Origin of the sequence: Marinobacter sp. M-5 (assembly GCF_032911545.1) — a bacterium.
GTDB lineage: Bacteria > Pseudomonadota > Gammaproteobacteria > Pseudomonadales > Oleiphilaceae > Marinobacter > Marinobacter goseongensis.
In genome coordinates, this window is the sequence record NZ_JAWJEK010000001.1 from 1,995,411 (window position 1) to 2,019,722 (window position 24,312).

At 59.2% G+C, this 24,312-nt stretch carries 24 protein-coding genes; 8 read left to right on the forward strand and 16 right to left on the reverse strand.

Translation table 11 applies throughout. The annotated features are described in order from the left end of the window. Positions 1-167: 167 nt before the first annotated feature. Positions 168-1,268 (reverse strand): iron-sulfur cluster carrier protein ApbC, encoded by a 1,101-nt coding sequence (gene apbC / locus R0125_RS09115; protein ID WP_317237909.1) that lies wholly within the window; start codon positions 1,266-1,268, stop codon positions 168-170. A gap of 189 nt (positions 1,269-1,457) precedes the next feature. Between apbC and metG the strand changes: the two genes are divergently transcribed. From metG to nth, 8 genes are read left to right on the forward strand one after another with little or no spacing between them, the layout of a single operon-like run. Beyond that, complete coding sequence (gene metG, locus R0125_RS09120) at positions 1,458-3,491, forward strand: methionine--tRNA ligase (protein WP_317237910.1); 2,034 nt, start codon at positions 1,458-1,460, stop codon at positions 3,489-3,491. A 37-nt stretch (positions 3,492-3,528) separates the two neighbouring features. After that, positions 3,529-4,110 (forward strand): electron transport complex subunit RsxA, encoded by a 582-nt coding sequence (gene rsxA / locus R0125_RS09125; protein ID WP_248184383.1) that lies wholly within the window; start codon positions 3,529-3,531, stop codon positions 4,108-4,110. Between the two features lie 28 nt (positions 4,111-4,138). Continuing rightward, positions 4,139-4,717, forward strand: coding sequence for an electron transport complex subunit RsxB (rsxB, locus tag R0125_RS09130; protein ID WP_248184382.1), 579 nt, complete (start codon positions 4,139-4,141; stop codon positions 4,715-4,717). Further along, entirely contained in the window at positions 4,717-6,564 is a 1,848-nt protein-coding gene (gene rsxC / locus R0125_RS09135; protein ID WP_317237911.1) for an electron transport complex subunit RsxC, read from the forward strand. The genes rsxB and rsxC overlap by 1 nt, the downstream gene beginning before the upstream one ends. A 22-nt stretch (positions 6,565-6,586) precedes the next feature. Further along, the gene (rsxD, locus tag R0125_RS09140) at positions 6,587-7,639 is read left to right on the forward strand and encodes an electron transport complex subunit RsxD (RefSeq protein WP_317237912.1); all 1,053 of its coding nucleotides are present in this window, start codon (positions 6,587-6,589) and stop codon (positions 7,637-7,639) included. Between the two features lie 3 nt (positions 7,640-7,642). Beyond that, positions 7,643-8,344, forward strand: a complete 702-nt coding sequence (gene rsxG / locus R0125_RS09145; RefSeq protein ID WP_317237913.1) for an electron transport complex subunit RsxG — start codon at positions 7,643-7,645, stop codon at positions 8,342-8,344. 2 nt (positions 8,345-8,346) lie between these two features. Beyond that, positions 8,347-9,063, forward strand: coding sequence for an electron transport complex subunit E (locus R0125_RS09150; protein WP_317237914.1), 717 nt, complete (start codon positions 8,347-8,349; stop codon positions 9,061-9,063). Position 9,064: 1 nt separating this feature from the next. Continuing rightward, a complete protein-coding gene (gene nth / locus R0125_RS09155; protein ID WP_317237915.1) occupies positions 9,065-9,703 on the forward strand; it encodes an endonuclease III in 639 nt (212 codons plus the stop codon). Positions 9,704-9,758: 55 nt separating this feature from the next. Here the strand turns inward: nth and R0125_RS09160 are convergent, their stop codons facing one another. From R0125_RS09160 to accA, 15 genes are all read right to left on the reverse strand, one after another. Continuing rightward, positions 9,759-10,334 carry a chalcone isomerase family protein gene (locus R0125_RS09160; RefSeq protein ID WP_317237916.1) on the reverse strand — a complete coding sequence of 192 codons (576 nt, stop codon included), beginning with the start codon at positions 10,332-10,334 and terminating at the stop codon, positions 9,759-9,761. Positions 10,335-10,535: 201 nt separating this feature from the next. Next, on the reverse strand, positions 10,536-11,534 hold the full coding sequence (gene rpoS, locus R0125_RS09165) for an RNA polymerase sigma factor RpoS (protein ID WP_317237917.1): 999 nt from the start codon (positions 11,532-11,534) through the stop codon (positions 10,536-10,538). A 197-nt stretch (positions 11,535-11,731) separates the two neighbouring features. Beyond that, positions 11,732-12,517, reverse strand: coding sequence for a peptidoglycan DD-metalloendopeptidase family protein (locus tag R0125_RS09170; RefSeq protein WP_248184530.1), 786 nt, complete (start codon positions 12,515-12,517; stop codon positions 11,732-11,734). 286 nt (positions 12,518-12,803) lie between these two features. Beyond that, positions 12,804-13,697: a DUF368 domain-containing protein gene (locus R0125_RS09175; protein ID WP_317237979.1), complete on the reverse strand. Its 894-nt coding sequence runs from the start codon at positions 13,695-13,697 to the stop codon at positions 12,804-12,806. Between the two features lie 47 nt (positions 13,698-13,744). Next, positions 13,745-14,401: a protein-L-isoaspartate(D-aspartate) O-methyltransferase gene (locus R0125_RS09180; RefSeq protein WP_317237918.1), complete on the reverse strand. Its 657-nt coding sequence runs from the start codon at positions 14,399-14,401 to the stop codon at positions 13,745-13,747. Next, positions 14,401-15,165: a 5'/3'-nucleotidase SurE gene (gene surE / locus R0125_RS09185; protein ID WP_317237919.1), complete on the reverse strand. Its 765-nt coding sequence runs from the start codon at positions 15,163-15,165 to the stop codon at positions 14,401-14,403. Before surE ends, R0125_RS09180 begins: the two co-directional genes overlap by 1 nt. 70 nt (positions 15,166-15,235) lie before the next feature. Next, positions 15,236-16,324, reverse strand: coding sequence for a tRNA pseudouridine(13) synthase TruD (gene truD / locus R0125_RS09190; protein WP_317237920.1), 1,089 nt, complete (start codon positions 16,322-16,324; stop codon positions 15,236-15,238). Beyond that, positions 16,321-16,800, reverse strand: a complete 480-nt coding sequence (ispF, locus tag R0125_RS09195) for a 2-C-methyl-D-erythritol 2,4-cyclodiphosphate synthase (RefSeq protein ID WP_317237921.1) — start codon at positions 16,798-16,800, stop codon at positions 16,321-16,323. The genes truD and ispF overlap by 4 nt, the downstream gene beginning before the upstream one ends. A gap of 29 nt (positions 16,801-16,829) precedes the next feature. Beyond that, positions 16,830-17,531, reverse strand: coding sequence for a 2-C-methyl-D-erythritol 4-phosphate cytidylyltransferase (gene ispD, locus R0125_RS09200; RefSeq protein WP_317237922.1), 702 nt, complete (start codon positions 17,529-17,531; stop codon positions 16,830-16,832). Positions 17,532-17,540: 9 nt separating this feature from the next. Beyond that, positions 17,541-17,813: a septum formation initiator family protein gene (locus R0125_RS09205; protein ID WP_248184354.1), complete on the reverse strand. Its 273-nt coding sequence runs from the start codon at positions 17,811-17,813 to the stop codon at positions 17,541-17,543. Between the two features lie 202 nt (positions 17,814-18,015). Beyond that, complete coding sequence (gene eno / locus R0125_RS09210; protein WP_317237923.1) at positions 18,016-19,311, reverse strand: phosphopyruvate hydratase; 1,296 nt, start codon at positions 19,309-19,311, stop codon at positions 18,016-18,018. A gap of 84 nt (positions 19,312-19,395) precedes the next feature. Next, positions 19,396-20,241, reverse strand: coding sequence for a 3-deoxy-8-phosphooctulonate synthase (gene kdsA, locus R0125_RS09215; protein WP_248184349.1), 846 nt, complete (start codon positions 20,239-20,241; stop codon positions 19,396-19,398). 2 nt (positions 20,242-20,243) lie between these two features. Then, complete coding sequence (locus R0125_RS09220; RefSeq protein ID WP_248184344.1) at positions 20,244-21,872, reverse strand: CTP synthase; 1,629 nt, start codon at positions 21,870-21,872, stop codon at positions 20,244-20,246. Positions 21,873-21,960: 88 nt separating this feature from the next. After that, positions 21,961-23,319, reverse strand: coding sequence for a tRNA lysidine(34) synthetase TilS (tilS, locus tag R0125_RS09225; protein ID WP_317237924.1), 1,359 nt, complete (start codon positions 23,317-23,319; stop codon positions 21,961-21,963). After that, entirely contained in the window at positions 23,303-24,256 is a 954-nt protein-coding gene (gene accA / locus R0125_RS09230) for an acetyl-CoA carboxylase carboxyl transferase subunit alpha (RefSeq protein WP_248184338.1), read from the reverse strand. The genes tilS and accA overlap by 17 nt, the downstream gene beginning before the upstream one ends. Between the last annotated feature and the right edge of the window lie 56 nt (positions 24,257-24,312).

The window sequence follows — 24,312 nt, forward strand, 5'->3', positions numbered from 1 at the left end:
CCTGCTGGGCCTTGGGGGGCTGCGGGGGCAGGAAGGTCGGTCCAAAAACCGCTACAAGCACTTCCCTGTGCGCTTCTCTCCGGCCATCCATGGCCTCCGAAATTTTTGGACCGACCTTCCTGCCCCCTTGATCTGACAACGGAGTTGGCTTCCCCGCATTATTAAGACTAGTGCTCTGTCACCGATACGCTGGAAATCGAACCACTCAGGTTTCGCTCACGGGTCGACAGCTCTGCACCCACCCGTCGGGCAATATCCCGGTAGCGGCGGGCCACTTCGGAATCTGGTTCCGCCACGACTGAAGGCGTGCCGCCATCGGTCTGTTCACGGATGGTCATGTGCAGGGGCAGCTGGCCCAGCAGTGTGGTGTCGTATTCTGCCGCGATGCGTTCGCCGCCGCCGTGGCCGAAAAGGGGTTCTTCGTGGCCGCAGTTGCTGCAAATGTGGACGCTCATGTTTTCCACCACGCCCAGCACCGGGATGTCGACTTTGCGGAACATTTCGATGCCTTTTTTGCCGTCGAGCAAAGCGATGTCCTGGGGGGTGGTGACGATCACCGCGCCGGTGACGGGGACTTTCTGGGCCAGGGTGAGCTGGATGTCACCGGTGCCCGGGGGCATGTCGACGATGAGATAATCCAGCTCGTTCCACAGGGTTTGTTGCAGCAGCTGCATCACCGCGCCGCTGACCATGGGGCCGCGCCAGACCATGGGGGTTTTCTCGGTGACCACGAAGGCCATGGAGTTGGCTTGCAGGCCGTGGGCGTCCATGGGCACGAAGTATTTGTTTTCACGGGTATCCGGGCGCTTGCCTTCGGGTACGCCGAGCATCATGCCGATACTGGGACCGTAGATGTCGGCGTCGAGGATGCCCACTCTCGCACCTTCCGCCTGCAGCGCCAGGGCGAGGTTGACGGCGGTGGTGGATTTGCCGACACCGCCCTTGCCGGAAGCGACGGCAATGATGTTTTTCACGCCGGGCACCGAAGGCAGGTCTTTCTGGACTTTATAGGAGTGAATTTTCTGGCCGACGTGAACGTCGACGCTGTCCACACCGTCAACGTCTTCAAGGGCGTTGCTGACCAGCTGTTTCAGGGCGCCGGCAATGCCTTTCGACGGATACGGCAGCTCCACCATCACGGTGACTTTGCCGGTGTCGTCCGAGCTCAGGGATTTAACCGCGCCCAACTCATAGAGATCCTTGTTGAGGTACGGGTCGCGGTACTCGCGAACCGCGACCTGCAGCGCCTGTTCTGAAATCTGTGTCATCGGGTTCTCCGGAATAAGCTAATGCTCGATTTTGAGCACGGAAACAGGTGTTTCGGATGAAAAAAGTCTGGCCGGAAGGTATCATCTGTGCCCGTTTCTGACCATACGGAGTCTTTACCCGAATCAACGGCAGGCTCTGTTGTACTGATTTACGCCAAATCCTTATTCATTGAAGGTTCGGATATCAACATGACGCAAGCGAGTTCGAAGCAACAGCGCGATATTCTGGTAACCAGCGCCCTGCCCTACGCCAATGGCCCTATCCATCTGGGTCACCTGCTGGAGTACATTCAGACCGACATCTGGGTGCGCTATCAGAAAATGCGCGGTCAGAACTGCTATTACGTTTGCGCCGACGATGCCCACGGCACTGCCATTATGCTCCGCGCCGAGCGCGAAGGCATTACCTCCGAGCAACTGATTGACCGCATCCGCGAGGAGCATCAGGAGGATTTCAGCGGCTTCCATATCCGCTTCGACAACTACCACACCACGCATTCCGAGGAGAATCGCCAGTTCTCGGAGTATATCTACCGTCAGCTGCAGGCAAACGGGCACATTGCGACTCGCAAGATTACCCAGTTCTTTGATCCCGAGAAGAACATGTTCCTGGCGGACCGTTTTATCAAAGGCACCTGCCCCAAGTGCAAGACCGAGGATCAGTACGGCGATAACTGCGAGGCCTGCGGCGCCACTTACACGCCGGCGGAGCTGATCAACCCCCGCTCTGCCGTGTCCGGGGCCACGCCGGTTGAAAAGGAGTCCGAGCACTATTTCTTCAAACTGCCGGACTTCGCCGATTTCCTGGGCAAGTGGACCCGCAGCGGTACCTTACAGCCGCAAGTGGCCAACAAGCTGGCGGAGTGGCTGGATGCCGGTCTGCAGGAATGGGACATCAGCCGGGATGCGCCCTACTTCGGTTTCGAAATTCCGGATGCGGCCGGTAAGTATTTCTATGTCTGGCTGGACGCCCCCATCGGCTATCTCGCGAGTTTCAAGAACCTGTGCGTGCGTGAAGGCATCGACTTCGAGCATTTCTGGAAGAAGGATTCGACGGCCGAGGTGTACCACTTCATCGGCAAGGACATCATCAATTTCCACGCCCTGTTCTGGCCGTCGATGCTGCACGACGCCGGCTTCCGCACGCCGACCGCGGTCTGGGCCCATGGTTTTGTTACCGTAAATGGCAAAAAGATGTCCAAGTCCCGGGGTACCTTTATCATGGCCCGGACGTACCTGGATCATCTGAATCCGGAGTATCTGCGTTATTACTTCGCCGCCAAACTGACCGGCGGTGTTGATGACATGGACCTGAACCTTGAGGACTTTGCCGCACGGGTAAATTCCGATCTCGTGGGCAAGGTCGTCAACATCGCCAGCCGCAGCGCCGGTTTCATCACCAAGCGCTTTGACGGGCAACTGGGGCAGATCACTGAACAGGACAAGCTGAAAGCGTTCATCGACGCCGGCCAGCAGATCGAGGAATTCTACGAAGCCCGGGAGTTCGGCCGTGCCATGCGTCGCATCATGGAGCTGGCGGATATTGCCAACCAATATGTCAATGATGAACAACCGTGGGTCATTGCCAAGCAGGAAGGTCAGGATGACAGGTTGCAGGCCATCTGCACCAACGCTCTCAACATGTTTCACCTGCTGATGACCTACCTGGCACCGGTGCTCCCGGAAACCGCCAAAGCCGCAGAAGCCTTCCTGAACGCAAAACTGGACTGGAACGCCCGTGGTGAACGCCTGGAAAACCATGGCATCGACAAGTTCAAGCCGTTGATGAGCAGGGTCGACATGGCACAGATCGAAAAGATGCTGGATGCCTCGAGAGAGGAGCTGCCCGCAGCGACCGGCAAACCGGCCGGGGCAGCCAATCTGGAGCCGGTAGCGGACGAGATAGACTTCGGTGACTTTGCGAAGGTGGATCTCAGGGTGGCCCACATTGTCAAAGCCGAACACGTGGAGGGAGCTGACAAACTGCTGCGCCTCACCCTTGATATCGGGCATGGCGAGCGCAACGTGTTTGCCGGCATCAAATCCGCCTACAAACCGGAAGAGCTGGAAGGCCGGCTAACGGTGATGGTGGCCAATCTCAAGCCGCGAAAAATGAAATTCGGCATGTCTGAGGGCATGGTGTTGGCAGCCGGCCCGGGCGGCAAGGACATTTTTATCCTGTCACCGGATTCCGGCGCCACGCCGGGCATGCGGATCATGTAACGCACCGTCATAACGGCAGCGTGATGGAGCGAGGCGAATGACTGAGTATTTGCTGATTCTGGTCAGCACCATTCTGGTGAACAACTTTGTGCTGGTTCAGTTCCTCGGGCTGTGCCCGTTCATGGGCGTGTCCGGCAAACTGGAGACGGCCATGGGCATGTCTCTGGCAACCACATTTGTACTCACGCTGGCGTCGGTATGCAGTTATCTGGCCTACACCTACCTGCTGGCGCCGCTGGATCTGGCCTTTCTGAAAACCATCACCTTCATTCTGGTGATCGCGGTGGTGGTGCAGTTCACCGAAATGGTGGTGCGCAAGACCAGCCCGCTGCTCTATCGGGTGCTCGGTATCTTCCTGCCGCTGATCACCACCAATTGCGCCGTACTCGGCGTGGCCTTGCTCAACCTTAACAAGAACAACAACTTTGTGGAGTCGGTGCTCTATGGCTTCGGTGCCGCCGCCGGTTTCTCGCTGGTGTTGGTGCTGTTTGCCGCAATGCGTGAGCGTATTGCCGTTGCCGATGTGCCCGTCGCATTCCGCGGTGCTGCCATTGGGATGGTAACCGCCGGGCTGATGTCACTGGCGTTTCTGGGCTTCACCGGCCTGGTGGGCGTGTGACGGCATGAAGGTTCAGGAGTAACGGTTTATGTGGACAAGTATTCTGGTTGCCGTTGTGGTGTTGCTGGCGCTGGCGGTGGTATTCGGTGGCCTGCTCGGCTACGCGGCCGAACGCTTCCGGGTTGAGGGTAATCCGCTGGTGGAAGAGATTGACTCCCTGCTGCCCCAGACCCAGTGTGGCCAGTGCGGCTTTCCCGGCTGCCGGCCCTACGCCGAATCCATTGCCGACGGTGGCCCTATCAACAAATGCCCGCCCGGCGGTGAAGGCACCATCAAAGCCCTCGCCGACTTGCTGGACGTGGAGCCTGAGCCACTGGATGCAGAGCACGGTGTGGAGCAGGCTAAACGGGTTGCAGTGATCCGGGAAGACGAGTGTATTGGCTGCACCAAGTGCATCCAGGCCTGCCCGGTGGATGCCATCCTTGGCTCCGCTAAACACATGCACACCGTGATCGAAAGTGAGTGCACCGGCTGCGACCTGTGCGTGGAACCCTGCCCGGTGGATTGCATCGACATGATTACCGTGGAACCCAGCATTCGCACCTGGACCTGGCATCCGCCGGAAAGCAGTATCATCACCACCGACCGCCAGGGGGCCAGCGCCTGATGACACAGCTCTGGGATTTCGCCGGTGGCATCCATCCGGCCGAGAACAAGCATCAGTCCACAGCCCGTGCCATCCGCCGCGCCGCCCTGCCGGAACGCTTGTCGATTCCGCTACAGCAGCATATCGGGGTGCCCGCCGAAGCCATCGTGGAACCGGGTCAGCACGTATTGAAAGGTGAGAAAATTGCCGAGGTATCGGACGGCATGGGCGTACCCATTCACGCGCCCACCTCCGGTACCGTCGAACACATTGCCCGCCTGCCGGTTCCCCATCCCTCCGGTATGGAAGACTGGTGCCTCACCCTCGTTCCAGACGGCGAAGACCGCTGGTGCGAGCGTCATCCGGCTCCCGACTATCGCAAGCTCGAGCGTGAAGCGGTACTGGCGTCCATACGCGATGCTGGCATTTCCGGCATGGGCGGCGCAGGCTTTCCCACCAATATCAAACTGCGCCCGCCCCGCGACCGGAAAGTCAGCACGCTGATTCTCAATGGCGCGGAATGCGAGCCCTACATTACCGCCGACGACACCAGCATGCGCGAGCGTGCCGACGAGATTGTCGACGGTCTCAAGATCATGGCCTGGATTCTGCGCCCGGAGCGCTGTGTGGTGGCCATCGAGGACAACAAGCCCGAAGCCATCGCCGCGATGACCAGGGCGGCAGAGGGCACCCAGATCGAAGTGGTGGTTGTTCCCACCAAGTACCCCTCAGGCGGTGAAAAACAGCTGATCCGTATTCTGACCGGCATGGAAGTGCCCAGTGGCGGCATTCCCGCCGACATTGGCGTGATGTGTCAGAACGTCGGCACCGCCATTGCCGTCGGCAGGGCCGTACTCAAGGGCGAGCCGCTGACCAGTCGCGTCGTCACCATCACCGGAGAAGCGGTGTCGGAGCCCGGTAACTTTGATGCACTGATTGGCACCCCCATCCGCAACCTGCTGACCGAAGCCGGTCTTCAGGAGAGCCGGTTACACCGGCTGGTACTCGGTGGGCCGATGATGGGGTACACCCTTAACACACCCGAAGTACCGGTCGTCAAAACCAGCAACTGTGTGATTGCGGCAAGCGCCCGGGAGCTGCCGGATCCAGCGCCGGAACAGCCCTGCATCCGCTGCGGCCAATGTGCCGAAGTCTGCCCCATGGAACTGCTGCCGCAGCAGCTGTTCTGGTACTCGAAAGCGGGCGAGTTCGAGAAGGCCGAGCACCTGAACCTTTTTGACTGCATCGAATGCGGGGCCTGTTCCTACGTCTGCCCCAGCTCGATCCCGCTGGTACAGTACTACCGTTCTGCCAAAGGCGAGATCCGCGTGCAGCAGGCGGAGCAGCTCAAGGCGGACCGTGCCCGGGAGCGTTTCGAAGCGCGCCAGGCCCGCCTTGAGCGGGAACAACAGGAAAAAGAGCTGCGCCGCCAGGAGCGTGCCAAAGCGGCTGCCGAAGCTCAGGCCCGTAAAAAAGTGGAAGCCGAGAAAGCCGCTGCGGACAACGGAGCAACGGACGAACGGTCCGCCAAGGCGGCGCTGGTCCAGGAAGCTCTGGCTCGCAAGAAAGCGAAATCCGGGGGGGCGGCACCGGCCGCTGCGGACACCTCCGCAGACTCGGCAACCGCCACGGCCCCAACGCCCGCAGAAAGGCCGGATAGGGCGGAGCTGGAAAAACAGCTGGCCCAGGCCAGATCCAAACTGGACACCATGCAGTCCATGCTGGACGACGCCAAAGCCCAGCAGGCAGACAACGTCGACAAACTCGAACGGGCGGTGGCAAAGAATCATGAACGGGTGAAGCGGGCGGAACAGGCCTTGGCAGATGCCTCTGCACAGACAATTTCAGAAACCCAATCCACCGACTAACGGACATCAGGGCTTTCCATACATGGCATTAGTACAGCAGTCCTCTCCCCATGCCCGCAACGCTCGGCCTACCTCCTGGGTGATGCTGTGGGTAATTCTGGCGGCTCTGCCAGGCCTGTTGGCGCAGACCCTGTTCTTCGGGTGGGGCAACCTGATCAATGTGGTCTGGTGCATTCTGGTGGCTCTCGGTGCAGAAGCTGCCATGCTGGCGGTGCGAGGCAAGCCGCTGGCGTTTTTTCTGAAAGACAACACCGCGGCGGTCACCGGTTTGTTGCTTGGCCTGTCCCTGCCCCAGTTTGTGCCATTCTGGGTATCCGCCATTGCGGTGATCTCCGCCATTGTCATGGCCAAGCAGCTTTATGGCGGATTGGGCTCGAATCCGTTCAACCCCGCCATGGTGGGCTATGCCCTGGTACTGATCTCGTTCCCCGTCGCGATGACCACCAACTGGGCTGAGGCCGCGCTGCTCTGGGAGGCCGCTCCCGGGTTTGGCGAAACCCTCGGGATCATCGCCTCTGGTCAGCAAACCGCGGTTGACGCCTTCACGATGGCCACACCGCTGGATGAGTACAAACACAAAATTGCCAGCTACACGGCGGCAGAAGTGCTTCAGCATCCGACCTTTGGCGACGGCGTGGCCCGTGGCTGGGAATGGGTCAATGGCGCGTTCCTGCTCGGCGGCCTGGTGCTGATCGCGCTAAAGATCATCACCTGGCACATCCCGGTCAGTATGCTGGCAGGTATTGCCGTGATGAGTCTGGCCTTTGGCAGCAACCCGGATCAATACGCACCGCTTGGCCTGCATATGCTGGCCGGTGGCACCATGCTCGGGGCGTTTTTCATCGCCACGGATCCGGTGTCGGCAGCCACCAGTCACCAGGGCAAACTGATCTACGGAGCCGGCATCGGCGTGCTGATTTACGTGATCCGCACCTGGGGCAATTACCCCGACGCGGTTGCTTTCAGCGTGCTGCTGATGAACTTTGCCGTGCCCTTCATTGACCATTACACGCCGCCGCGCACCTATGGCCACCACAAGGCCCGCCGGGGCGTTCCTGGCCGGACACAGGGGTAAGCCATGACCGCCATTGCACAGTCTGTTCGTCGAAGCGCCATTGGCCTGGGCCTGTTTGCCATCATTACCGGTGGCACCATTGCGATCACTCAGGTGATGACGGCAGAACGTATCGCGGACCAGTCAGCCCGCGCCGAAGCCAGAGCGTTGTTCGAGATCATTCCCGAAAGCCGCCATGACAACGATATGCTGCGGGATACGGTCGAATTGCCGGCCAGTGACCGCCTGGCTCTGAATGGCCCCATCACGGCCTGGATTGCCCGCGAAGGCGGCCGCACGGTGGGCCTGATTCTGCCCGCGGTAGCCCCCGACGGCTATTCCGGCGACATCCGCCTGTTGGTCGGCATTGATACCGACGGCCGGGTGCTGGGGGTGCGCGTGACCAGTCATCGCGAAACCCCGGGGCTTGGCGATCGTATTGAAAGCAAGAAATCGGACTGGATTCTGTCCTTCAATGGCCGCTCTCTCGGCGACCCCCGTCCTGATCGCTGGAACGTGAAGAAAAACGGCGGTGTTTTCGACCAGTTTACCGGCGCCACCATCACGCCGAGAGCGGTGGTGAAAGCGGTTCAGAAAACCCTCGTCTATTTTCGCCAGAACCGGGCCGAGATTCGCGGGATACTCAACGAGGCGCCAGACATCAAGGCCGATCCGACCAGTCCGGAAGCCATTGCCGGCCAACCGCGTGACCTGGAGCAATCCTGATTATGGCAACCAAAACCAACGCTGAGATCATTCGTGAGGGCTTGTGGACCAACAACCCTGCCCTCGTTCAGGTACTGGGACTGTGCCCGCTGCTGGCGGTCACCAGCACAGTAGTGAACGCCATCGGCCTGGGACTGGCCACACTGCTGGTGCTGATGGGCTCGAATCTGGCGGTCTCACTGATTCGTCACTTCGTAAGCGAGTCAGTGCGGTTGCCCGCTTTCGTGATGATCATCGCCTCCTTCGTGACCTGTGCCGAGCTGTTGATGCAGGCTTTCACCTACGAGCTTTACCAGATCCTCGGCATTTTCATTCCATTGATCGTGACCAACTGCGCCATTCTGGGCCGCGCCGACGCCTTTGCCTCGAAGAACGGCCCGATCCCCGCCCTGCTTGACGGCATCATGATGGGCCTCGGATTTCTTGCGGTGCTGGTGGTCCTTGGCGGATTGCGCGAACTGATCGGTCAGGGCACGCTGTTCACAGATATGGATCTTCTGCTCGGCCCTGTGGCCGCAGATTGGGGCTTCCGGCCGCTGGACAGCTATCCGGATGTGCTGTTCATGGTTCTGCCACCGGGTGCTTTTGTGGGACTCGGGCTGCTGATTGCCCTGAAAAACAGCATTGATAACCAAGCAGAAAAAAGGCGCAAAGCCAGGGTGGCCGAGCCGGTGGTTTCCGGCAGCAAGCGCGTTCGCGTGACCGGGCAGGTATCCTGATATGAACCGGGAAAAGCGCACCGAGATTTTCACCCGGCTACGGGCCGAAAATCCGAATCCGACCACGGAACTGAATTACTCGACACCCTTCGAATTACTGATTGCCGTCATTCTGTCTGCCCAGGCGACGGACGTTGGCGTCAATAAGGCGACGGACAAACTCTATCCGGTTGCCAATACCCCGGCAGCCATCCTGGCGCTGGGGGTGGACGGGCTGAAGGCGTACGTCAAAACCATCGGACTGTTCAACAGCAAAGCCGAGAACGTGATTAAAACCTGCCGGATTCTTCTGGAACAGCACGGTGGCGAGGTGCCTGATCAACGGGAAGCCCTCGAAGCACTCCCCGGTGTGGGTCGCAAAACCGCCAATGTGGTGCTGAATACCGCCTTTGGTCAACCCGCGATGGCGGTGGACACCCATATCTTCCGGGTGTCGAACCGGACCGGCATCGCACCGGGCAAGAATGTGCTAGAGGTGGAAAAACGTCTGGTGAGGCTGGTGCCCGGGGAGTTTCTTCTGGACGCCCATCACTGGCTGATCCTGCACGGACGCTACACCTGCACCGCGAGAAAACCGAAATGTGGCGCCTGCATCATCGAGGATCTTTGCGAGTTCAAACAGAAGCGGGACTACCTGTAAACGTCCGCTGCTGCCGGGTACAGCAGGGTGCCCGGCAACAATACACGCTCTGAGACTATCGCTGACCCAGCATTTTCTCTTTCAGATCTTTCTGCGCCGGCTTGTCAGACAGCCAGATACCAAACAGCGCTTTTTTGAATTGCAGATCCCCGACGGTATCACGAACCTCGCCATTTTTCAGGACCCGTACGCCCTCTGTCGGCAGGTAAACCAGATCGAACACATCCCCTTCCTTGATCTCTTCCTCGAAGACCGACAGGAACTGGTCCACATCACTCTGAATGGCCGAAAGATCGCCGTCGGTCGAGCTTACAAAACCCTCCATGGTCGCTTCGGTCATGCGCTCGCTGGTAATCATCCCTGAGATAATGTGCAGGGTAATAGCCTGGGGCTCGTCCGCATTGATGATCGCTTCGCCGTCATCAATGGTTTCCGGCACGTACAGGCCGCCAACGTAGAGGTCCATGAACCATTTTGAACGGGTACCTGCTCCGTTCAGCTTGAGCTCAGTGTTCATGGCAGAATAGGTGTCCGGGACGTCGACACCTTCCACCGTCAGGGCTGACGCCGGTGCTGCCAGGGCAGCGGTCAATAGCAGTGAGACAAAGCCTGTTGATAAAGCCTTCTTCATCGTCCTTTCCTTTTCAGTCGTTTTTATGAGATTTTTTTAGTTGTTCTACCGGGTGTCGACAGCCGTTCCCTGCCCGGAACGCCATTCTAGCAGGGGGGGCACGCGGCTTTGCGTAACCTGGTTCTCATTTGAGGGGTCACTGAAACAGAAAAACCGGCCACTTTCCATGGCCGGCTTTAGAGGATGACAGAACGCTAACCTTTACTTGAACAACAGGGTGCCGGACAAGCCTTCTTTTTCCAGGATCTCCCGCAGGCGACGCAGCGCCTCAACCTGAATCTGTCGCACACGCTCCCGGGTCAGACCGATTTCCTGCCCGACCTCCTCCAGCGTACTGACCGGATAACCCCGCAGACCGAACCGGCGAGAGAGTACCTCCTGCTGCTTGTCGCTGAGCTGATCAATCCACTTCTCGACACAGGAACACATGTTGTTGTCCTGCAGCAGATCGGCGGGGTCTGACGCGCCTTCATCGGCGACGGTGTCCAGCAAAGACTTCTCACCGCCAGCACCGATGGGTGTGTCCATGGATGCCACCCGCTCGTTCAGGCCGAGCATGCGCTTCACATCGTTCACCGGCTTGTCGACCATGCGGGCAATTTCTTCCGCCGACGGCTCGTGATCCAGCTTCTGGGTCAGTTCACGGGCGGCACGGAGGTAAAGATTTAATTCCTTGACCACGTGAATCGGTAACCGGATCGTCCGGGTCTGATTCATGATGGCCCGCTCAATGGTCTGCCGAATCCACCAGGTCGCGTAAGTGGAAAAGCGGAAACCGCGTTCGGGATCGAATTTCTCGACGGCGCGAATCAAACCGAGGTTGCCCTCTTCGATCAGATCCAGCAGCGTCAGACCGCGGTTGACGTATCGCCTCGCTATTTTCACCACCAGCCGCAGGTTACTCTCGATCATGCGCTTACGACCGGACTCCTCGCCCTTGCGGGCCAGTCTGGCAAAGTAGACTTCTTCTTCAGGAGTAAGCAGTGGAGAGAAACCAATCTCGTTCAGATAAAGCTGAGTCGCATCGAGTTGTTTCTGGCTGGTGAAATAACGGCCCTGGGCCGGAATTCCTTCTTGGACTTCTGCCACCTCGGTGTCAGAAGTGTCTTTCTCGACCTTGTCTTCCGCCAGAAGCTGTTCTTCGGCGTCTTCAATATCGCTCACGCGGTCGATGATGAGTTCATCTTGTTCTGCTGACATGTCTTTTGCCCCGCCTGTCTATCATCCTGGTTTGTCGCTCACGACTTCTTATTATTGTGAGCGCCTGCTGTATTCGCTTTTTTCAGGACATTTAGCTATTGGCTGGTTACAACCCCTGTAACCCTTGTTTTTGTTGTTCACTGTCGGCTGTTTCTGTCAGTGCCGGGTTTCCCCTTTCGCTGGCTAGCGTTTCACGGTCAGCGTGGCGGCAGGTAATGCATGGGATCTACCGGATTGCCATTCCTACGAATTTCGAAATGCAATTTGGGCCGATCCGAACCGCTGCTTCCGAGCTCTGCGATAACCTGCCCGGCTTTTACATCCTCCCCTTCCTGCACCAGAATCTTGCGGTTGTGGGCGTAAGCACTCAGATAGTGCTCGTTATGGTTCACAATAATCAGATTGCCGTAACCAAGCAATCCACTTCCGGCGTATACCACGTTGCCGCCGGCCGCTGCTTTTACAGCATCCCCCGGTTTTCCAGCAATATCAACACCTTTATTGACTTTACCGGATGTTGAGTAACCTGCAATTACGGTGCCAACGTGCGGCCAGCGCCAGTTTATGCTCGACACCGTCTGGGTCTGATTGCCAATGGGCGACTGTTTATTCGGCGCTTTCGAAACCCTGGGCTTTGATTGCGGCTTGGGTGGCGTCTTGGCCACCGTCGGTGTGGGGGGCTTCGCGGCAGGCTTGCGGACGCTTCCGGTCTGCGTTCCGGCGGTGACCTTTCCGCGAACATCCAGGCGCAGCACCTGGCCGGCTCTCAGGGTCCATGGGGCGTCAATACCATTGGCGCTACCGAGTTCGCGGTAGTCCCGCCCGTAGCGCCAGGCAATGCTGTACAGAGTTTCTCCCGGCTTCACCACATGGCGCCCCCAGAAGACCGGTGGGTTGTAGGCGTCGTCCTGGTAAATAGCGCTGGTATTGCAGCCGGTCAATAACAATGGCGTAGCCACCAACACCAACACGATTGGAATCAGAGCACAGCGGCGAGAAGAGAAGACAGACAACAGGACGTTCCTGGCACCGGAAAGGAGCCGAAGACAGGCTGATAAGCCAGCTTGGGGAAACCCACGCGAACAAAATCTCACAGGTATAAGAACTGTCCTGTTATGAAAATTCCGTATGAACAATACGGCAGATTCTAAAGTTGTTGGAGTAACTCACTAATATATTGCACATTTTATAGCCAATGCCAAGTTACTCTGCGGCCACATCTGTTACCGGTTCACACACGACGACTGATCGAAAAGTAACACCACCCCCTCACCCGGCGCGGTTGCGGGAGCCAATCCACTCCACCAGCAACACCAGGGCAAAGCCGCCAACAGCCATGGTCACCGCCAGCATAAGCTGCGGATCAAGACCGGTAATATCGGCATAGTAGCCAGGGCTGACACTGGCCTCATTCAGCGCGACCTGCTCTCCGGAACTGTTGGTTCGCCAGCTCAGGGTTTCCTTCCAGGGCCAGACTTTGTTGAGGGCACCGATCATGAAACCGGTCAGCAGCGCCAACACCGGATCATGAAAGTGGTGAAACGCCCAGGTGATGAGCCGCGCGATGGAGAGGATGCCAATGACACACCCGGAAGCGAACAACAGCAGAAGTCCCACTTCAAGGTGACGGATTGCATCAAGAACCGGCGCATACATCCCGATAATGACGAGAATGAAACTGCCGGAAATGCCCGGAAGGATCATGGCACAAATTGCCAGGGCGCCCGCCCCGAAGAAGACCAGCCCGGACGGGTCGACCTGACCGGCCGGCAGGGTGGTCACCCCCCAGGCAACAGCGATTCCGGCGGCCAACGGAAGCAGCAGAAAGGCGGAGAAAGACCGGATCTGACGGCCGACATGCCAGACCGACGCTACAATCAGCCCGAAAAAGAAACTCCAGATCAGAATGGGATGCTCGTTCAGGGCATAGCTGATGGCCGAGGCCAGTGTCGCGATGCTCATCAGTATGCCCACCAGCAGGCACACCAGGAAATTGCCGTCACAACGCTGCCAGAAGCCCTTCAGATCACCGCGGAAGAGCGAGCCGATGACGGCCCCGGGCACCGCGTTAATAGCCTCTAGCAAGCGGAAATAAATGCCCGTGATAAACGCGATGGTGCCACCGGAGACTCCGGGCACGATGTCCGCTGCGCCCATGGCCATGCCCCGCAGGAACACCGCGGGCAGACGATGCTCTCGCTGCGGGTCGGTCACCGTATGACCCCGCCAAGCAGGGGTACGAAATTCACGGCTTCTATTCGAGTGATCTCGAAGCTGTCGCCGCGGCGAACCATTTTCACCAGGGTCTGATCAGTTTCACCTACCGGCGCCACGATGACGCCGCCGTCTGCCAGTTGTGATTTCAGTTCAGACGGGATTTCCTTGGGCGCTGCGGTCAACATAATACCGTCGAAAGGGCCTTTATCGGGCCAGCCCATGCCACCATCCGCGTGCTTGAGCAGCGTGTTGCGCAGCTCAAGCTGGCGCAACCGGTCACGCGCCCGGTCCTGCAGGGGTTTGATCCGCTCAACACTGAACACCAGATCCACGAGGCGCGCCAGGATGGCGGTCTGGTAGCCGGAGCCGGTGCCGAGCTCAAGCACCCGGGCCGGCTCATGCTGCATCAGAATCTCGGTCATCCTGGCAACAATGTAGGGCTGGGAGAGTGTCTGGTTATAGCCGATGGGCAGCGAGGTATCCTCATAGGCACGATGAGAGAGTGCCTCATCCAGAAATATGTGGCGAGGCATATCTCCCATAACCGCCAGTACCTTTTCATCTTTTATGCCCGCATCACGCAAGCGCTGAATCAGACGCATACGGGTTCGGCGGGAAGTCATGCCAATGCCCTGGTGCTCTGCAACCATCACGATTTCTCCCCGGCGTTCACGTCGTCGACCCACTCTCGTAACGGTGACAGCGCCTCGTGGCGTGTCATGTCGACATGAACCGGGGTGATTGACACGTAGTTTTCACGCACCGCATGGAAATCTGTACCCGGACCGGCATCGCTGCCCTGCCCGGCGGCGCCGATCCAGTAGCGTTCCTTGCCTCGGGGGCACGTCATGGGGATGGCACCCTCGGCACGATCCCGGTGACCCAGGCGGGTCACCCGGAACCCGGCGATTCTGTCCCAGGCCACATCCGGTACGTTGACGTTCAGGATGCAGCGTGGACCCAGTGCCAACGGCTTTTTCCCCTCCAGGAGCATCCTTACCACACGGGCCGCGGTTGCGTAATGGAAGTGCCCTTCATTGACCAAAGACACCGCTATCGCCGGCAACCCCAGATTTCGGCCCTCGGTGGCAGCGGCGACGGTTCCGGAGTAGATGATGTCGTCACCGAGATTCGCGTGGGTGTTGATACCCGACACAACCCGGTCGAACGGTTGGCTGAAAAGGCCATTCACCGCCAGGTGGACACAGTCCGTGGGTGTTCCGTCTACCGACCGGAACCCGTTCGGGTGTTCTTCAACCGTGAGCGGTCGGCTCAGGGTCAGGGCATTGCTGGCGCCGCTGTGATCCCGGTCCGGGGCAACAACTTCCAGCTCACCAATACCCGCCAGGCCCTCATACAACGCCTGAAGACCCGGTGAATGAACACCGTCATCGTTGGATAACAGTATGCGCACAATTTTCTCCGCTAGCCTTTGCACTCCGGGTCATCGCATCTGGCTACAGATTACCCGCCCGGATATTTTTCTATGCGGGGTCTGATGCCCCGTCTCGTAATTCGAATACGTCCGCCAGTACGGTCGTGGCGTATTGCCCGGGCGCCAGCCAAAAGCCGATTTCCAGCACGCCTTCCTGCAACCATTGCCACTGCAACGCCTGCGGCAGCGCAATCAGGGGCCGACGCTCGGGCTTCATCCGGGTCACCGAAAACAGGGCCTCAAGCCCCGGTGTCCGGGACACGATGTCCCGTTCCAACGCGCCCTGGCCGGCGACCGCTGCGGTTCCACCGTCCCCCCAGAGAGGACCGGTTGCCCAGTCTGCATCGGAACCGGGTTCGCCGTCCATCGCCTGGCGCCAGTTGCCGTCGGCAACGCGGCTGGCCAGCACTTCATTGAACAGCCACGACCGGGCAGCAGAAAAGTACAATACGTTTTTACTGTCCTGACTGCCAGAGCCCTTGCGACCGCGGCTGCCTTTTTTCCCGCCTTTGCGGCCGGACCGATTGAGCCTGGTCGGGTCCACGGTCAGCGCCCGATCGAGGTTGGCACCGTCATGACCGAACCGCTGGGGGCCGAAATAATTCGGAGCACCAAAGTTGGCCAGTGCCGACAACGCTTCATCAATAGCGGCGCGGTCACCACGAACATCACGCAGGGTGATTCCGAAACGGTTGCCCCGGTGGTCACCCCGGCGCAACTTCCGCACGAAGCGGTTGCTGGCAACTACCTGCCATCGCTCGCTAACCTGGCCGATGAACTCCTCGTCCTCAGCTTCCAGCCCCGGGCGGTAAAGGCTGAACCATTGACGGGTCACCGCATGCCGGTCCTTGAGCCCGCAGAATCCCACGTCGAAATGACGACAACCGGACAACAGAGCCAGTTGCCGAGCCACGTATTCGGTGTTGTCACCGGTCTTCTCGAGAAACACACAAAGGTGTTCGCCACCGGCCTCTTGCCGCTCCGGATTGCCCCCCTCGGGAAATCCGGTCATACCAAGATCTTCAACCACCCGAAAGTCCGCCGGCGCGCTTTTGAGCAAGGCGGAGGCGATCCGTGTTCCACGCGACGTTGGCCAGTCCAGCCGCCAGCCCGCCAGGTTATCGTATGGAGTGCTCACGAGGTCACCGCTTCCAGCAGGCAGATTGCCTGGCTTGCAATACCCTCACTGCGGCCGGTAAAGCCCAGCTTTTCTGTCGTGGTCGCTTTCACACTGACACGACTGGCGGGAATGCCAAGATCTTCGGCAATGTTCAAACGCATCGCTTCGGCATGAGGAGCCATTCTGGGTGCCTGGGCAATGACCGTGGTGTCTACATTCACCACGCTGTAACCTTCCTCGTGCACTCTGGCCACCACGCGCCGGAGCAGATCACGACTGTCGGCGCCTGCCCACTCGTCGCTGGTGTCCGGAAACAGGTGGCCGATATCGCCGAGTGCGACCGCACCCAGCAAGGCGTCGGCCAGCGCATGCAAAAGCACATCACCATCAGAGTGCGCTTTCAGCCCCTGGTGATGCGGGATACGCACGCCGCCGAGGGTAACAAAATCGCCGTCACAGAAGGCGTGGACATCAAAGCCCTGACCAATACGCATAAGTGAACTTCCCGGAAAATGCAGGTGTTTCAGAACTGGCTGAGAATGAAGCTCGCCAGGGCAAGATCCGCCGGGACCGTAATCTTGATGTTGTCCGGCCGACCCTCTACCAATTCCGGTATGTTACCTGAAAACTCGACAGCTGAGGATTCATCCGTGATCGGGTGTCCGGCTTGCAGGGCATGCTCGAGTGCCGCAACCAGCGTCGAGTAGCGGAACATCTGAGGGGTCAGGGCGCGCCACAGATTGCTGCGATCAACGGTTTCCAGAACCTGCGGTGGGTGGGAGTCATTGCTGCGCTTGATGGTATCCGCCACCCGCGCCGCCAGCAGACCGCCCACACGGTGATCGCGAAGACCCGCCATCAACCGGGCAAGGTCATCCCGGTGCAAGCACGGGCGCGCTGCGTCATGAACCAGTATCCAGTCGTCATCCGCCGCCTGCCCTGCCAGCGCCGAAAGCGCTGCCAGCACCGAGTCGGCACGCTCGGAGCCACCCGGGCAGGATTGAACACAGGGATTCTTGCTGGCTTCCGTCGATGGCCACCAGCGATCGTCAGGGTGGAGCGCGACCACACACCCGGCAAAAGGTGCCGCGTTGAGGGTGCGGGACAAGGTAATATCGAGGATGAAGCGTTGATCAATTCTGAGGTATTGCTTCGGGCACTCGGACTGCATGCGCTGGCCTATGCCAGCGGCCGGTACAATCAACCAGAAGCGGGGGTGCGTCATGGCAACTGATCAGTTTTCCACGACCAGGAAGAACGTTTCGTCATCACGGATCAGGCCCAGGTTCATTCTGGCGCGCTCTTCGACGGCGCCCTGCTCGTTGCGCAGGTTACGCACTTCCGCATAAAGACGCTCATTGCGAACAGACAATTCCTCGTTCTCTTCCCGTTGCTCGGCAATAGACTGCTCCAGTGCCCAAACCTGCGCAAAGCTGCCTTCCCCGATCCACAGGCGGACCTGCAGCAGGAGTATCAAGACAGCCATAATGGACCAGAGCAACTTCATTGCAAATTCCGTTTATCAAACCCGAACAAAAAACCAACACCGGATGGTGAGTATAGACGCTAAAGTAGATTAACAACAAATTCTTCTAAATGGTTGTGTAAAAAGGCCATCGTGACTGAAACTTCATTCAGAACACGATGGCCTTAACATTTTGTTACCTGGGGTTGACGCTCACACAGGTAAAAAATACGCGGGTAAGGCCTCAGCCCTGCCCTTTGATTTCACTCAGACCACGGTAGGGCGCCTTGCCGTCCAGCGCTTCTTCGATACGCAGCAACTGGTTGTACTTGGCGACACGATCGGAGCGACACAGGGAGCCGGTCTTGATCTGGCCTGCGCAAGTCGCTACCGCCAGATCGGCGATGGTGGTGTCTTCGGTTTCACCGGAACGGTGAGAGATGACCGCAGTGAAGCCCGCGTCCTGAGCCATCTTGATGGCGTCGAGGGTCTCGCTGAGGCTGCCGATCTGGTTGAACTTGATCAGGATGGAGTTGCCCACGCCCTTGTCGATACCCTGCTTGAGGATTCGGGTATTGGTGACAAACAGGTCGTCTCCGACCAACTGAACCTTGCTGCCCAGCTTGTCAGTGAGAATCTTCCAGCCGTCCCAGTCGCTCTCGTCCATGCCGTCTTCGATGGACACAATCGGATAGCGCTCGCACAGGCCTGCCAGGTAATCGGCGAAGCCTTCGGAATCAAAGCTCTTGCCCTCACCAGACAGCTGATACTGGCCGTCCTTGTAGAACTCGGAAGACGCGCAGTCCAGCGCCAGGGTGACGTCGGAACCCAGCTTGTACCCGGCCTTCTCGACCGCTTCCTGAATGACCGCCAGCGCCGCTTCGTTCGACGGCAGGTTGGGTGCAAAACCACCCTCGTCACCGACCGCGGTGTTCAGGCCCTGGGCTTTCAGCACTTTCTTCAGGCTGTGGAAGATTTCGGCGCCGATACGCAGGGCCTCACCGAAGCTCTTGGCCGCCACCGGCTGAACCATGAACTCCTGAATATCGACGTTATTGTCCGCGTGCTCACCGCCATTGAGGATGTTCATCATCGGCACCGGCATGGAGAACTTGCCAGAGGTCCCGTTGATATCGGCAATGTGCTCATAAAGCGGCTTGCCCAGAGAAATCGCCGCTGCCTTGGCGGCCGCCAGGGACACTGCAAGAATCGCGTTGGCGCCGAGGTTGCCTTTATTCTCGGTACCGTCCAGGTCCAGCATGGTGTTATCCAGACCACGCTGATCGGCGGCATCTTTCCCGACAAGTGCCTCACGGATCTTGCCATTCACCGCCCCAACGGCCTTGCGAACACCTTTGCCAAGGTAGCGGGACGCATCACCGTCACGCAGTTCCAGAGCTTCGCGGGAGCCGGTGGAAGCACCTGATGGCGCACAGGCACGACCCAGCGTTCCGTCTTCCAGAGTCACATCCGCTTCTACGGTCGGGTTACCGCGTGAATCCAGAACCTCACGGGCTTTGATGTTGGCAATCTTGGTCATTCTTCTGGCTCTCCAGGTTTTCAATGTCTTAAAGGTTTTAACTCGTTGATTCGTCTAGAGCAGGACAAAAACGAACACCGCCAATCAGGCGGTGTCGATAGGTTTAAAACTCTTAACAAGATCATCCACCGCTTTCACCCGCTGGAGGAATGGCTCCAGCTGGCTCAGGCGCAGGGCGCAGGGGCCATCGCATTTGGCCTGGTCCGGGTCCGGGTGAGCCTCCAGAAACAGGCCTGCCAGCCCCTGGGACATGCCCGCCAGCGCCAGATCCGTCACCTGGGCACGGCGGCCACCGGCGGAATCGGCGCGGCCACCCGGCATCTGCAGGGAATGCGTCACATCGAACATCACCGGCACGTTCATCGACTTCATGATGCCGAAGCCCAGCATGTCGACCACCAGGTTGTTGTAACCGAAGCTGCTGCCCCGCTCGCACAGGATCACCTTGTCGTTACCTGCTTCTTCGCACTTGGTGATGATGTGCTTCATTTCCTGGGGCGCCAGGAACTGGGCTTTCTTGATGTTGATCACTGCGCCGGTTTTGGCCATCGCCACCACCAGATCGGTCTGGCGGCTCAGGAATGCCGGCAACTGGATGATGTCGCAGACTTCAGCCGCAGGCGCTGCCTGAGCAGGGTCATGCACATCAGAAATGATGGGAACGCCGAACCGGCTTTTGATGTCTGCCAGTATCTGCAGGCCCTTGTCGAGCCCGGGGCCACGGAACGAGTTGACGGAGGAGCGATTGGCCTTGTCAAAGGAGGCCTTGAATACGTAGGGAATACCCAGCTTGCGGGTGGCTTCCACATACGCCTCTGCCACTTCCATGGCCAGCTCTGCCGATTCCAGAACGTTCATGCCACCGAACAGCACGAAAGGCTTGTCGTTGGCGACCTCAATACCTGCAACGTTGACCGTACTCCGGGCCATGCTCAGGATTCCTTCTTGTGGGCCAGTGCTGCCTGGACAAAGCCCTTGAACAGGGGGTGTCCGTCACGGGGTGTTGACGTGAATTCCGGATGGAACTGACACGCCACGAACCAGGGATGATCCGGAGCCTCGACCACTTCCACCAGACGACCGTCGGTCGAGCGGCCGGACACCTGCAACCCGGCACCTTCAAGATTCGGCAGGAAATGATTGTTCACTTCGTACCGATGACGATGACGCTCACGGATGGTTTTCTTGCCGTAGCAGTTGGCAATGGTAGAGCCCTCGGTCAGCACGCAGTCCTGCGCGCCGAGGCGCATGGTGCCTCCGAGGTCCGATTCCTGGGTGCGCTCTTCACGCTCGCCACTGGCATCAAGCCATTCGGTGATCAGGCCGACCACCGGTTCCGGGGTGTGCTGACGGAACTCGGTGCTGTGCGCGTCTTTCAGGCCGGCGACGTTGCGGGCGTACTCGATCACCGCAACCTGCATGCCCAGGCAGATGCCCAGGTAAGGCACCTTGTTCTCACGAGCGTACTGCACGGTACGGATTTTACCTTCCACGCCGCGCTCGCCGAAGCCGCCCGGCACCAGGATGGCGTCTGCGCTCTGCAGCACGTCGGTGCCATCACGCTCGATGTCTTCGGAATCAATGTAGTTGATATTGACCTTGGTGCGGGTCTTGATGCCCGCGTGGAGCAGGGACTCGATCAGCGACTTGTACGCGTCCAGCAACTCCATGTACTTGCCCACCATCGCGATGGTGACTTCGTTCTGGGGGTTCATCAGCGAGTCGACCACTTCATCCCACTCGCTCAGATCTGCAGGGCGGGCGTCGAGGCTGAAGCGTTCAATGACCAGCTGGTCAAGGCCATACTCGTGCAGCATCCGCGGAATCGCGTAAATGGACTTGGCGTCCTGAAGCGGAATCACCGCGCGCTCTTCCACGTTGGTGAACAGCGCAATCTTGCGACGGGAACTGGCATCCACTTCGTATTCGGAGCGGCACAGCAGAATATCCGGCTGCAAGCCGATGGAGCGCATTTCCTTCACCGAGTGCTGGGTCGGCTTGGTCTTGATTTCGCCGGCGGTGGCGATGTACGGAACCAGGGTGAGATGCATGAACAGCGCCCGCTGGGCGCCCACTTCCACCTTGAGCTGACGGCAGGCCTCGAGAAACGGCAGTGACTCGATGTCACCCACTGTGCCGCCAATCTCGATCAGCGCCACATCGGCGCCGGCTGCGCCTTCAACCACACGACGCTTGATCTCGTCGGTAATGTGAGGAATGACCTGAACGGTACCGCCGAGGTAATCACCACGGCGCTCCTTGCGGATCACTTCCTCATACACCCGGCCGGTGGTGAAGTTGTTACGCTTGCTCATGGGGGTACGAATGAAGCGCTCGTAGTGGCCCAGGTCAAGGTCGGTTTCCGCGCCGTCTTCGGTGACAAATACTTCACCGTGCTGGAACGGGCTCATGGTGCCGGGGTCCACGTTGATGTACGGGTCCAGCTTGAGAATAGTGACCTTCAGGCCGCGCGCCTCGAGGATCGCAGCCAGCGAGGCTGATGCGATACCTTTCCCCAAGGAGGACACGACACCGCCGGTGACGAAAATATAACGCGTCATGCAAATTCCGTGATTTGTCTGGTTCGGTGAAGGAGGGAGATTGTCATCTCAAGATGGGACGCCAGACTACCAGAAAGCCCCCTCTTACTCAATCACATTCCCGCTCCACAACGATGCGCCAGCCGGCAGCCGGGGCCTCCCCACAGTATCTACCGGAAAGCCACAGATCGCCAACGGCAATCAACTCACCGGCCTCCGCCGAGCCCTCGAAAACCAGCGGTATTCCGCCTCTTTCCCAGGGCGGGACACGCTGCTCCTGCAGCCATTTTTTCAGCGGTTTCGACGGGCCGTCCGGACGCGGCCGGATGCGCTCTCCCCCCTTCCTCGTAGATATCCGTATTGGCGGCGGCGTGCGGTCCGGGTTAGCTCCGGGTTGCAGCGCCAGTCGCAAGCGCCCGAGGGTGACCGGCTGTCCCGGCAACAATGGTTGCGTCACAACCGGGTCAGAGGGCTCGTCCGGCACCAGGTAGATCCAGCCATGGAATCGGCGCAGCGCGTAACCCTCACCGCAAAACTCGGGTTCTCTATCCGGCGCAGCCAGCAACAGGTCGTTGAGTGCTTGCCCCCAGTTGGCAACGGTCGGAAACCGGTATCCACCGCGGGTTATCCACCAGTGCAGCAGGTTTTTCTGCTCCACGTGGCTTAAGCCCAGCATCTGCGCCACGCGCAGCCGCCCTTCACCACCGGCAACGGAGGCGTAGTGGATCTGTGCGAGCGATGCCGCCAGCGCCTCCTGCTCGCCGCAGGCGCGCGCGCTGTGCCCCAGACGCTTGATCAGAGAGGGCCAGCGGGATTTCAGCAGGGGCATGACCGAATGACGCAGAAAATTACGGTCGTAGGTCTGATCGTTGTTGCTCGGGTCCTCCATCCACCGCAGCCCGGCCTCCCGCGCCCAGCCCTCAATCTGCCTTCTGCTGAACGCCAAAAGTGGACGGTGAAGCTGCCCCTGCCCCAGCGAACGGTTTGACGGCATGCCGGCCAGGCCGCCCACGCCACTGCCCCGCAACAACCGGAACAGCACCGTTTCGGCCTGGTCGTCACCATGATGCGCCATCAGCAGCAATTCGCCGGGCTGCAGAACACGCTCGAATACGTTGTAGCGGGCATGGCGCGCGGCTTCTTCAACACCCCCGGTGGAGGTGCCGGGGCCAAGGTTGACCGGTACCGAGACCTTCTCGACGGTCAGTGGCGCACTCAATCGCGCGCACAAGTCGCGGCAGAATTGCTCCACCTCAGCGGCATTGTGTTGTAGCTGGTGATTGACGTGCACAGCCAGAACCGGCGTCCGGTCCGTGCAACAGTGAGAAATCAAGTGGAGCAGGAGAACCGAGTCGAGGCCGCCGCTGAGGGCGACCCACACTCGTGACGCATCGGGCAGGTGCCTGACGGCATCGATCAGCTCCGCCGGCCAGGAGAAATCCGCTGCGGATTTACCGCCCGGTGTCATATCGGGTCAGCCGCTCGTAACGGCGGGACACCAGCTCATCAGTGGGCAAACGACTCAGTTCGGCAACACCTTTCTTGAGCGTTGCACGGAGCGCCTTGGACATTTTTTCCGGATTGCGGTGTGCTCCACCGAGCGGCTCCTTGATGACGTTGTCCGCCAACCCGAGATCCCTCAGGCGATCCGCAGTCACACCCATGGCTTCAGCAGCCTGGGCTGCGTACTCAGCGCTTTTCCACAGAATGGAGGCGCAGCCTTCCGGCGAGATAACCGCGTAGGTGGAATACTGCAGCATGTTGAGCTGGTCACAGACCCCGATCGCCAGCGCACCACCGGAGCCACCTTCACCGATCACCGTAGAGATAATGGGCGTTTTGAGACGCGACATCACGGCCAGGTTAAAGGCGATGGCCTCACTCTGGCCACGCTCCTCGGCCCCGATGCCCGGGTAGGCGCCTGGCGTGTCAATGAAGGTCAGGATCGGCATCTTGAACCGCTCGGCCATTTCCATCAGGCGCAGAGCCTTGCGATAACCCTCGGGGCGCGGCATGCCGAAATTACGTTTGACCTTGTCACGCACTTCCCGGCCCTTCTGATGACCAATCACCATCACCGGCTTGTCATCCAGCCGCGCAGTGCCGCCCACGATCGACAGATCATCCGCGTATCGGCGATCACCGTGCAATTCGTCGAAGTCGTCAAAGATCATTTCGATGTAATCAAGGGTGTAGGGACGGCGTGGATGGCGGGCCAGGCGCGCCACGTCCCATGGCTGCAAATCGGAAAAAATGGTTTCCGTCAGGCTGACGCTCTTGTTCTTCAGCCGGTTGATTTCATCGGAAATGTTGATGTCGGTGTCATTACCCACCATGCGAAGCTCTTCAATCTTCGCCTCCAGGTCGGCAATGGGTTGTTCGAAATCCAGATAATTAGGGTTCATGATGTTCCATCATTTGATTGCCAGACGGAAAATTCATCCCGCCAAACCAGAATTTT

Coding starts and splice junctions, on each gene's coding strand:
- metG (WP_317237910.1), top strand. CDS start 1,458: ATGACGCAAGCGAGTTCGAAGCAACAGCGCGATATTCTGGTAACCAGC.
- ispD (WP_317237922.1), bottom strand. CDS start 17,531: ATGACGCACCCCCGCTTCTGGTTGATTGTACCGGCCGCTGGCATAGGC.
- eno (WP_317237923.1), bottom strand. CDS start 19,311: ATGACCAAGATTGCCAACATCAAAGCCCGTGAGGTTCTGGATTCACGC.
- nth (WP_317237915.1), top strand. CDS start 9,065: ATGAACCGGGAAAAGCGCACCGAGATTTTCACCCGGCTACGGGCCGAA.
- rpoS (WP_317237917.1), bottom strand. CDS start 11,534: ATGTCAGCAGAACAAGATGAACTCATCATCGACCGCGTGAGCGATATT.
- R0125_RS09160 (WP_317237916.1), bottom strand. CDS start 10,334: ATGAAGAAGGCTTTATCAACAGGCTTTGTCTCACTGCTATTGACCGCT.
- rsxC (WP_317237911.1), top strand. CDS start 4,717: ATGACACAGCTCTGGGATTTCGCCGGTGGCATCCATCCGGCCGAGAAC.
- R0125_RS09175 (WP_317237979.1), bottom strand. CDS start 13,697: ATGGCCATGGGCGCAGCGGACATCGTGCCCGGAGTCTCCGGTGGCACC.
- apbC (WP_317237909.1), bottom strand. CDS start 1,268: ATGACACAGATTTCAGAACAGGCGCTGCAGGTCGCGGTTCGCGAGTAC.
- tilS (WP_317237924.1), bottom strand. CDS start 23,319: ATGACACCGGGCGGTAAATCCGCAGCGGATTTCTCCTGGCCGGCGGAG.
- rsxD (WP_317237912.1), top strand. CDS start 6,587: ATGGCATTAGTACAGCAGTCCTCTCCCCATGCCCGCAACGCTCGGCCT.
- rsxB (WP_248184382.1), top strand. CDS start 4,139: ATGTGGACAAGTATTCTGGTTGCCGTTGTGGTGTTGCTGGCGCTGGCG.
- accA (WP_248184338.1), bottom strand. CDS start 24,256: ATGAACCCTAATTATCTGGATTTCGAACAACCCATTGCCGACCTGGAG.
- R0125_RS09205 (WP_248184354.1), bottom strand. CDS start 17,813: ATGAAGTTGCTCTGGTCCATTATGGCTGTCTTGATACTCCTGCTGCAG.
- R0125_RS09180 (WP_317237918.1), bottom strand. CDS start 14,401: ATGGTTGCAGAGCACCAGGGCATTGGCATGACTTCCCGCCGAACCCGT.
- rsxG (WP_317237913.1), top strand. CDS start 7,643: ATGACCGCCATTGCACAGTCTGTTCGTCGAAGCGCCATTGGCCTGGGC.
- ispF (WP_317237921.1), bottom strand. CDS start 16,800: ATGCGTATTGGTCAGGGCTTTGATGTCCACGCCTTCTGTGACGGCGAT.
- R0125_RS09150 (WP_317237914.1), top strand. CDS start 8,347: ATGGCAACCAAAACCAACGCTGAGATCATTCGTGAGGGCTTGTGGACC.
- R0125_RS09220 (WP_248184344.1), bottom strand. CDS start 21,872: ATGACGCGTTATATTTTCGTCACCGGCGGTGTCGTGTCCTCCTTGGGG.
- kdsA (WP_248184349.1), bottom strand. CDS start 20,241: ATGGCCCGGAGTACGGTCAACGTTGCAGGTATTGAGGTCGCCAACGAC.
- rsxA (WP_248184383.1), top strand. CDS start 3,529: ATGACTGAGTATTTGCTGATTCTGGTCAGCACCATTCTGGTGAACAAC.